The 8,350-nt window shown below is 39.1% G+C and carries 9 protein-coding genes and 2 riboswitches; of the genes, 6 read left to right on the top strand and 3 right to left on the bottom strand.

The genetic code is table 11. The features are described from left to right. Both WYK_RS16945 and WYK_RS16940 read left to right on the top strand, forming a co-directional pair. Positions 1 to 414: SDR family NAD(P)-dependent oxidoreductase (locus tag WYK_RS16945; protein WP_040375659.1), on the top strand; the 414-nt coding region annotated here is incomplete at its 5' end. A gap of 15 nt (positions 415 to 429) precedes the next feature. Beyond that, the gene (locus WYK_RS16940) at positions 430 to 861 is read left to right on the top strand and encodes a MarR family winged helix-turn-helix transcriptional regulator (RefSeq protein ID WP_040375656.1); all 432 of its coding nucleotides are present in this window, start codon (positions 430 to 432) and stop codon (positions 859 to 861) included. Positions 862 to 904: 43 nt separating this feature from the next. Here WYK_RS16940 and WYK_RS16935 read toward each other — a convergent pair whose 3' ends face one another. Both WYK_RS16935 and WYK_RS16930 read right to left on the bottom strand, forming a co-directional pair. Further along, complete coding sequence (locus tag WYK_RS16935; protein WP_040375655.1) at positions 905 to 1,324, bottom strand: GNAT family N-acetyltransferase; 420 nt, start codon at positions 1,322 to 1,324, stop codon at positions 905 to 907. A 65-nt stretch (positions 1,325 to 1,389) separates the two neighbouring features. Continuing rightward, positions 1,390 to 2,322 carry an aldo/keto reductase gene (locus WYK_RS16930; RefSeq protein ID WP_040375654.1) on the bottom strand — a complete coding sequence of 311 codons (933 nt, stop codon included), beginning with the start codon at positions 2,320 to 2,322 and terminating at the stop codon, positions 1,390 to 1,392. A gap of 287 nt (positions 2,323 to 2,609) precedes the next feature. Between WYK_RS16930 and WYK_RS16925 the strand changes: the two genes are divergently transcribed. Together WYK_RS16925 and WYK_RS16920 are read left to right on the top strand one after the other, a co-directional pair. Continuing rightward, entirely contained in the window at positions 2,610 to 2,810 is a 201-nt protein-coding gene (locus WYK_RS16925) for a TetR/AcrR family transcriptional regulator (RefSeq protein ID WP_051387615.1), read from the top strand. A 131-nt stretch (positions 2,811 to 2,941) separates the two neighbouring features. Next, on the top strand, positions 2,942 to 3,958 hold the full coding sequence (locus WYK_RS16920; RefSeq protein ID WP_235782545.1) for a zinc-dependent alcohol dehydrogenase: 1,017 nt from the start codon (positions 2,942 to 2,944) through the stop codon (positions 3,956 to 3,958). A 161-nt stretch (positions 3,959 to 4,119) separates the two neighbouring features. On the opposite strand, the gene gcvT is transcribed toward WYK_RS16920, so the two are convergent. Then, positions 4,120 to 5,226 (bottom strand): glycine cleavage system aminomethyltransferase GcvT, encoded by a 1,107-nt coding sequence (gcvT, locus tag WYK_RS16915; RefSeq protein WP_040375653.1) that lies wholly within the window; start codon positions 5,224 to 5,226, stop codon positions 4,120 to 4,122. Between the two features lie 78 nt (positions 5,227 to 5,304). Next, positions 5,305 to 5,387: riboswitch (glycine riboswitch) on the bottom strand. Between the two features lie 3 nt (positions 5,388 to 5,390). After that, positions 5,391 to 5,479: riboswitch (glycine riboswitch) on the bottom strand. 244 nt (positions 5,480 to 5,723) lie between these two features. On the opposite strand from gcvT, the gene WYK_RS16910 reads away from it, so the two are divergent. After that, positions 5,724 to 7,409, top strand: coding sequence for a DEAD/DEAH box helicase (locus tag WYK_RS16910; protein WP_040375652.1), 1,686 nt, complete (start codon positions 5,724 to 5,726; stop codon positions 7,407 to 7,409). Next, the gene (locus tag WYK_RS16905; protein ID WP_040375651.1) at positions 7,387 to 8,172 is read left to right on the top strand and encodes a YqhG family protein; all 786 of its coding nucleotides are present in this window, start codon (positions 7,387 to 7,389) and stop codon (positions 8,170 to 8,172) included. The genes WYK_RS16910 and WYK_RS16905 overlap by 23 nt, the downstream gene beginning before the upstream one ends. Positions 8,173 to 8,350 lie beyond the last annotated feature (178 nt).

Raw genomic sequence — 8,350 nt, 5'->3', positions numbered from 1 at the left:
TTCTATCCAACTTGGTATTTAATGCAAGCTGCTTATCCGTATTTAAAGGAATCAAAAGGGAATGTCATTAACTTTGCTTCTGGTGCTGGGATTAATGGACATGAAACACAAGCTGCCTATGCTGCAGCGAAAGAAGCAATCCGTGGGATCTCACGCGTCACCGCAAACGAATGGGGCCGTGATGGCATCAACGTGAATATCATTAGTCCTGTGGCTGATTCACCTGGAGTACGTGCATGGGCTGAAGCACAACCGGAATACTACCAAGCCGTACTTTCTAAAATTCCTTTAGGACGTTTTGGACATGTGGAAGAAGACATTGGCCGTGTAGCTGTCTTTTTAGCAAGCGAAGATTCTAAGTACATTACAGGACAAACAATTATGGTTGATGGGGGTACTACCCAACTACGTTAATATTCAGGAGAGATTATGGAAAAGATAAATATCTTTCAGCTAATTAATGCAACAGAACATTTATGCAACCTGAATATCATTCAATTTTCCCAAAAGTTTTCATATCCTTTAGGCATTTCACCAATCCTTGTACTGGCTGAATTAAAGAATAAAGGCCCCCGCAAGCAAAGTGAATTGGCAGAGGTTGTCGGTCATACTAAAGGAGCTATAACGAATATTTCAAATAAACTTGTGAAATTAGCACTAGTTGAACGACTCCAGGAGGAAGAAGATCGCCGTACCGTCCGCCTGAAAATTACAGATAAAGGCTTAGATGCTTTACAGGAAGCACAAAAAATAGGCAATGAAATCTACATTGACCTGTTCGATTCCTTTTCAGAAACTGAACTAAATGAATATTTACGCTTACAATATAAGTTAATTGAACACAGCCAGCAGCAAAAATAAGGATTTTTCTCCTCTAATAGCATTAGAGGAGATTTTTTTGAATCTATTTTGCTTTAAAATAGATAAGTTCCGGATCTCCTTCGTCTAAATTTTCTACGATTCCACTTTGAATAAAACCGTTTGCAGCAAATACTTTCTGCATACTACCATTCGAACGATTGGTAGAAGAAAATACCTTGGCTGTCGGCGATATCCGCATCATAAAATCCAACATCTTGCTGGCATATCCTTTTCGTCTTTTTGAAGGTGAAACAATAAGCAGGGATATAAATGAACAATCGAAGAAATGCGTATCGTAAAGTAAAAACCCTACCACTTCGTCTCCTTCTCTTGCACTGATACAACATCCCAACTCAATGGCATTCGCTATATAGCTTCGTCTGCTTGTGTCCCCCATCACTTCGCTGTCTATGTACATGATTTCGTCTAAATCTTGAATAGCAGCCTGAATAATGTTTGTCATCTTCCTCCCCCTTTTGATAAAAAACCGCATGAAACAGTCAGTTCCATGCGTAATGTAATCCTTGTTTATTTGAAGATTTCATCAATCGCTTGAATATCTTCAGCATCTAACTGAACATCTAGGGTTTTTAGATTACTTTGCACTTGATCTGCACGTTTCGCACCAGGAATAATGACATCAATTCCATCTTGTTCTAGATACCATGCTAAAACAACATTTGCGATTTCCACACCTTTTGCCTCCGCAATGGTTCGTACTTGATCCACTTTTGCAAGATTCTCTGCAAATGCTTCCCCTTGGAAATGTGGTAATGTAGCACGAAAATCTTGGAAGGCATCATCTTTTGAATACTTCCCTGTAAGTAAGCCTGAAGCTAGCGGGAAGTATGGAATAAACGAAATTCGCTGTTCTCGTGTATAAGGTAAATAGATTTGTTCAGCACCACGATTTAATAAATTATAATGGCCTTGAAATACATCTACATAACCATCTTTATTGGCTTCTTTTAATTGTTCTGGAGAAAAGTTTGAAAGGCCAATGGCACGGATTTTCCCCGCATCTTTCAACTCTTTTAACACACCCACTGCCTCATCTTTGGGTGTGTTTTCATCAGGATAATGAATATACAGCAAGTCTATATAATCGGTTTGTAACCGTTGCAAAGCCTTATCCACTTCATCCCGTAAAAAGCCTGCTGAGTTTTCCATGACCATTTTTCCATCGATAAATTTTGGTCCAATTTTCGTAGCAAGGACTACATCTTGACGACGACCCATTTCTTTTACCACTTCACCGATTAACTCTTCAGAACGACCCGGTCCATACATGAAAGCTGAATCCAGAAAGGTAACACCAGATTCAATGGCTGTTCGTACTAACTCTTTACCGGCTTGTTCGTCTAGGTTTGGATAGATATTATGCCCGCCTACTGCGTTTGTTCCTAATCCGATTGGGTTCACATATACATTGGATGAACCAAGTTGAACTTTATTTCTCATACTACATCCCTGCCTTTTTAATTTGATTTGTTCACGTACTGCCCAGCGAACTTTCCCTGCTCAACGTTCCTATCCTATTTCGGTTATGGTTGTTTATTCCTTTCTTATGTAACTCGTATATGAAGATCTAACTAGTTAGAATATTACGTATTATTAAATAGTTTATCATAGACACTTTCAATAAAAAAACTTACAATCCTTTTTCCCAAGCTATTTCTATTAAATCGTTTTCTGAAATTCTGTAGTATACTAAATTATGTGTTAATTAACCGTAGGAGGGCGATTGTTTGTCAGGTGATGAATTTTTGAACTTACGTGTTAAAAGGACGCGTAAAGCCATTCGAAATACCTTATTTGAGTTACTAGAAGAAAAAGAATTCAATAAAATTTCAATTAATGCAATTCCACAAAAAGCTGAAATTAGCCGCGTTACTTTTTATTCACATTATAAAGATATGAATCATTTAATTGATGCAAACCCGCAATAACTGATTAAAATTTATACTTTACACTTTTGATAGATATGTTAGTTAATAAACACATTGTTAACTGTTGCAAATTGTCCTTTTTACTAAAAACAAGTACGATAAAGGTGCTTTGAATGAAGGAGGAATTATCTATGATGAAAGTCGGGATTTATCACGGGAAAAATCATGTAGGTGTTGAAGAACGCCCTATGCCTGAAGTTGGACCGAAAGATGCGTTAGTACGTATTCTAGCTGGTGGTATATGCGGAACAGATATCAATATTGTAAAAGCAGGATCTGAAATGGGGATTCGCTTTGGGTCTGAATTTGGCCATGAATTATTTGGGGAAGTCGTTGAAGTAGGTTCAGAGGTAGGACAGGACGTAACAACTGGCCTGCGTGTTGGGATTAACCCTATTACAGCAAAACGCGCTGGGCGTCGTTACAGTTTAGAAGTAGGCGCTTTCTCTCAATATGTTTTAATAGAAGATGCAGCGATTCATTATAATCTTTATCCATTTGATGATTCTATTAAAGCTGAAGAAGCGGTCTTAATGGAGCCGATGAGCGTTGGTTTCCACGGTGCTTTCAGTGTGGAGCCAAAACCTTCAGAAAACATGGTAGTCCTAGGCGCAGGTCCAATCGGCCTCTCTGCTGCTGCAGGTTTAATTGGTGAAGGCATTAAAAATGTGGTCGTTGTTGATATCGATGAATGGCGTTTAGCAAAAGCACAAGAATTAGGTGCATTAACAGTTAACACAATTAATGAAACCTTAGCACAAGGTTTAGCAAACCATTTTGGCGAAGTAAATGTATACGGTGCCAATATGCCGGATGTAGATGCATTTATTGATGCTGCTGGTGCTCCCGTTCTATTTGAACAGGTTATGCAAATTGTTAAACCATTCGCTCGGATTGCGATTATCGCGGTTTATAAAAACGAAGTTCCGATAAGTCTTGCGCAAGTCATGAGTAATGAAGTAAAAATCATAGGGGCAAGTGGTTATACGAATGAAGATATTTTAAAAGTAATTGAACATATCAATGAAAAGAAAACAAAAATCTCCTTAATGGTGACTCAAACATATAAATTAGATGAACTTCAAAATGCTTTTGATAAAGCGATTGAAGCAAAAGAAACGATTAAAGTAATGGTAGATTTAACATAATAGTAGAATCATTTAAAAAAAGAGTTCGTGTTGAGAGAGTACTCAATATGAACTCCTTTTTTGAAATTTAACAATACTAAGTTAATTCTATATCTACTAAACGACGACGGTTTTACATTCTTTAGATAGTGTAAAAGAGGTTTAGCCGCTACCAATCCCCTCTAGTTTTTCTGCCTTTTATAAAATGGCGTTGCCACAACTTTTGCTTTTAATCGTTTAGAACGGATTTCAACCTCTACCTCTGTACCGACTTCAGCAAATTCTTTTTTCACCAGCACTAATCCAACATTTTTTTTGAGTGTCGGTGACTGTGTACCAGTTGTTACTTCGCCAATCAGATCGTCTCTGCTAAAAACAGCATATCCGTGTCTTGGAATTCCTCGATCAATCATCTCGATTCCGACAAGCTTCCGTTTAGCACCATTTTCTTTTTGAGAGGCTAGAACGGCTTTTCCGAAAAAGTCTTCCTCTTTATTTGTCTTGACAGCAAAACCAATACCCGCTTCGATTGGAGTAATATCTGCAGACAGCTCTTGACCGTATAACGGCAGTCCTGCTTCAAAACGAAGCGTGTCACGTGCACCTAGTCCAATCGGCAGAAGACCCTCGCTCTCTCCTGCTGACAAAATCATCTGCCAAAGGATGGGGGCGTCATCACGGTTACAATAAATTTCAAAGCCATCTTCCCCTGTGTAACCAGTCCTAGAAACCATTGCTTTTTTTCCATTTAGATCAATATTTTCTTTAAAGGTAAAAAAGCTAATTTCACTTACATCTGTATCTCCTGAAAGTTTTTGCAGAATTGACTTTGCAAGCGGCCCCTGCAGTGCCAGTAACGCAATATCATCTGACTTATTTGTCAGTTCCACATCCTGACTCAGGTTTTGCTGCATCCACTGAAAGTCTTTTTCTATATTAGAGGCATTTACTACGACCAGATAATCATCTGCCGCTTTTTTATAAATCAGTAAATCATCAATCGTGCCGCCATTCTCATAGCACATCGCACTATATTGAGCACGGCCGTCTGTCAGCTTCTGTACATCATTCGTCATTATTTTCTGTAAAAAGGACAAGCTTCCAGGTCCTTTAACTTCAATCTCACCCATATGCGATACATCAAATAACCCAGCTTTCGTTCGCACGGTTTCATGTTCATTTTTTATACCTGAAAATTGGACAGGAAGTTCCCAGCCGCCAAAATCAATGGTCTTCCCATTACTTGCTGCATACTCATCAAATAAAGCCGTACGTTTTAAATTAGTCAAAAAAAATCCCTCCTTTGGGTTTTAGGTATCGCTTCAAGAACACACAAAAAAGGACAGAGAAGCCCGTTTGAGCTTTTTCTCTGTCCTGAAACCTGAAAGTTTTGCCTTAGAAAGGTTTTCCCCTTTGGTGGTCACGGTTAAGCCCGTAACACTCTCCAGAGTTGCGTCCAACAAGAGTTCTTTTGCCTGAGAGATTCACTGCTAAGCTTGCTCCTTCGGCGCTACATGACGTAGTCTCTCCCCTAGTCTTCATCCGCATATAATATTTTTCCTAAAATGGTACATAGTAAGGGAATAACTTCGATTCCTTCAGTAAAGTAGTTTGAATTAATAGATAACAACTGAGATACTCCCATCCTACCATTAAGTCTATTTTTTATGCAATCATTTTCTGACTAATAAGCATACACAAGTGAACGAAATCAGAATCTATCGTTACAACGTTCGCTTTTAATGAACAAAAACAAAAAATCCTAGAAAAAAAGAGGATGAAAACGATGAAAATCCAAATATCATTTGATTCCGACTGGAGTAAGGAATTTTTACATAAAACAACTGAAGATGGACCATGGGCTAACTGGGATTTGTATAAGCTTGCCATTGAGGCTGAAACACATTTAGCTATTCCTGAGTTTGACGGTCTCCAAGCACCGAAGCATTTACCACAGCTAAAGCCGCTGCCCCATCAGCTGGAAGTAGCTAGGCAGGTCGTGGAGACCATGCATGGAAAAGCCATCTTAGCTGATGAAGTGGGTTTAGGAAAAACAATCGAAGCAGGTTTAATATTAAAAGAATATATGATTCGCGGACTCGTAAAAAAAGTATTAATCCTAGTTCCCGCCTCTCTTGTCAGTCAATGGGCCTTTGAATTAAATACTAAATTCCATATTCCAGCGGTGATTCAGCGAAAGAGCTATGTCTGGGACAGCTGCGACTGTATCGTCTCTTCTATTGATACAGCCAAACGTGATCCCCACCGAGACATTATCCTTCAACAAGAATACGATTTAATTATTATTGATGAAGCCCATAAATTAAAAAACAATAAAACAAAAAACTATGAATTTGTGCAGCGGTTAAAAAAACGCTTTTGTCTGCTTTTAACTGCTACACCTATTCAGAATAAAGTCGAAGAAATTTTTCATCTTGTCTCCCTGCTCAAACCCGGCCACCTCGGAAACGAAGCCCTATTTTCTGAAAAGTATAAAGGCAAGGGCCGTCTTGTGCTAGAAGATGAGGATTTGAAGCTGCTCGTTAATACCGTCATGATCCGCAACCGGAGGGCAGATACGGGGATTGAATGGACTAAACGACATGTTGAAACAACGGTCATTGACTTCTCCCCAACCGAACAGGCACTGTATGATGCAATCGTTGCTTTTAAACCAGGAGAATCCGGTAAGAGCAGCTCGTTTTCTGGACTAACGTTACAGCGTGAAGCATGCAGCAGCAGGGAAGCCGTTTACTATACCTTAAAAAACATGAAGGAGAAAGCCGAAAACCCATCACCAGCTTATTTAGAGAGCATCGATCAGCTTATTGAAAAAGTAAACGCCGTTTCGCACAATTCAAAAGCGGAAAAAACGTTAGAGCTTATACAGAAAATCAATGACAAAGTCATTATTTTTACTGAATACCGTGCCACTCAGCTCTACCTGCAGTGGTATCTTAAACAACACGGAATTTCATCAGTACCGTTTCGCGGCGGCTTTAAACGCGGAAAAAAAGATTGGATGCGTGAGCTTTTTCAAAACAAGGCACAGGTACTGATTGCGACTGAAGCTGGAGGAGAAGGAATTAATCTGCAGTTTTGTCATCACTTGATTAATTTTGATTTACCATGGAATCCTATGCGTCTTGAGCAGCGAATCGGTCGAATCCATCGTCTTGGTCAGGAGGAAGACGTTCGAATTTACAACTTAGCTACAAGAAATACGATTGAGGATCATATTTTAAAACTATTATATGAAAAAATAAATTTATTCGAAAAAGTAATCGGCGAATTGGATGAAATTTTAACTAAGCTTGAGATTGGAAATATTGAAGAATACTTAATTGATGTGGTCGGTGAATCAAAAACCGAAGGAGAGATGAAAATTAAAATGGATAATTTATCGTCATTAATTCAATTTGCTCAGCAAGTAAAGGATGGTGAAACCCATGCAGCAACAGGAAATTCATAAATTCCTGCTAAACTATTTCGAAGCGAATCACTGCGAAATCATTGAAAATCACCCAACCCACCTCGTCATTGGGTTAAGTATTGAGATGGACAAGGAATTAATGAATCGCCCCTTTTATTGGCATTATCTCGAAAAAACTGGGGGAGTGCCTAACCCCATGACACTAACCCTGATTACCGATTCATTGAATGCACCAGAAGATTTAAAAGGAGAACACATTCATTTTGGTTCGCCACGTCTCCATCAAATTTTTCAATCAACGAAAAAGCTAGCCGGCTTTATTCGGCTTTACGAAGATGCTGCTATCACTTCACAGCAGCCCCTATATCCTTGGCTTTGTCTTAATGTAAAGATATCGTACCAATGCGACAGGAAGAAGGATATTTGTCTCTCTATTGGACTGAACTTAATTTCAGGAGAAATTAAAGAAGCATTTCACGACAGAATAGTACGCCTAAAAGTCACACCAAAAATTCCAGACCTTTTTTTCAACCTCTCACCATTAATTATGCCTGCCAGCGGCCTGACACGTCTCGATGGGTATATTAGAAAAACATTTGAAGGAGATGATCACAGCTGGGCTGAGGAGGCAATTGTCCGTTGGAACAACGACTTAAACCTGCTCGACCGTTTTTATGAAGGGCAAGAAGATAATGAAAATTACCAAACAGAAAAAGCCGCCCTCCGCGCACAATACGAACCTAAGATTGATATTTCCGTTATCAACGGCGGCCTGTTTTACCTGACTGAAAAAGCTGTTTAATCTAACGAATCTCTCACATTTTCTTTCTCTGTAAGGCTCAATTTGGATCTGTCAGGGTGTTATTTGGCTGTAATTCGGCCCTTTCTGTTGATTATTCGGCCCTTTCTGTTGATTATTCGGCCCTTTCTCATAATCATTCGACCCTGCGTTTGCTTCATACAAAAGAGGCTGCCCCCTA

Origin of the sequence: Peribacillus psychrosaccharolyticus ATCC 23296 (assembly GCF_000305495.1) — a bacterium.
GTDB classification, from domain to species: domain Bacteria; phylum Bacillota; class Bacilli; order Bacillales; family DSM-1321; genus Peribacillus; species Peribacillus psychrosaccharolyticus.
The sequence above is the reverse complement of the archived record's forward strand: the minus strand, read 5'-3'. Positions and strand labels throughout refer to the sequence as shown.

Bases quoted from the DNA above. Each gene is read 5' to 3' on its own strand.
- WYK_RS16920 (WP_235782545.1), top strand. From the start codon at position 2,942: ATGATGAAAGTCGGGATTTATCACGGGAAAAATCATGTAGGTGTTGAA.
- WYK_RS16910 (WP_040375652.1), top strand. From the start codon at position 5,724: ATGAAAATCCAAATATCATTTGATTCCGACTGGAGTAAGGAATTTTTA.
- WYK_RS16935 (WP_040375655.1), bottom strand. From the start codon at position 1,324: ATGACAAACATTATTCAGGCTGCTATTCAAGATTTAGACGAAATCATG.
- WYK_RS16930 (WP_040375654.1), bottom strand. From the start codon at position 2,322: ATGAGAAATAAAGTTCAACTTGGTTCATCCAATGTATATGTGAACCCA.
- WYK_RS16905 (WP_040375651.1), top strand. From the start codon at position 7,387: ATGCAGCAACAGGAAATTCATAAATTCCTGCTAAACTATTTCGAAGCG.
- WYK_RS16940 (WP_040375656.1), top strand. From the start codon at position 430: ATGGAAAAGATAAATATCTTTCAGCTAATTAATGCAACAGAACATTTA.